The sequence below is a fragment of the Nocardioides iriomotensis genome, from assembly GCF_004168035.1.
Taxonomy (GTDB): Bacteria; Actinomycetota; Actinomycetes; order Propionibacteriales; family Nocardioidaceae; genus Nocardioides_B; species Nocardioides_B iriomotensis.
Map to the genome: position 1 here is coordinate 1 of NZ_SDPU01000015.1, position 385 is coordinate 385.

1 protein-coding gene is annotated in these 385 nt (G+C 75.3%); it reads left to right on the top strand.

Features of this window, described 5'->3' with window-relative positions; translation table 11 throughout:
- The coding region (locus ETU37_RS05745) for a helix-turn-helix domain-containing protein (protein WP_129986237.1) at window positions 1-385 on the top strand (385 nt) is incomplete at both ends.

Sequence of the window (385 nt, forward strand, 5' to 3'; positions counted from 1 at the left end):
CATCGCGGTGACCTCGGCGCGCGACCTCGACGTGGTGCGGCGGGCGGTGTCGCAGGGGGTGGTGCAGTACCTGCTCAAGCCGTTCTCGTTCGCCGGGCTGCGCGGCAAGCTCGAGCAGTACGCCGCCTACCGCGCGCAGCTCGACGACGCCGGCGAGGCGGTCGTGCAGGACGAGGTGGACGAGCTCCTCGGCCTGCTCCGCCCGCCGGGCGGCGCGACGTCGCTGCCCAAGGGGATGAGCGGCGAGACCCTGCGCCGCGTCACCGACCATCTGCGGGACGCCGGCGCCGCCTCCGCGAGCGAGGTGGCCGAGTCGACCGGCACGTCGCGGGTGACCGCGCGGCGCTACCTCGAGCACCTCGCGGAGACCGGGGTGGTCGAGCGA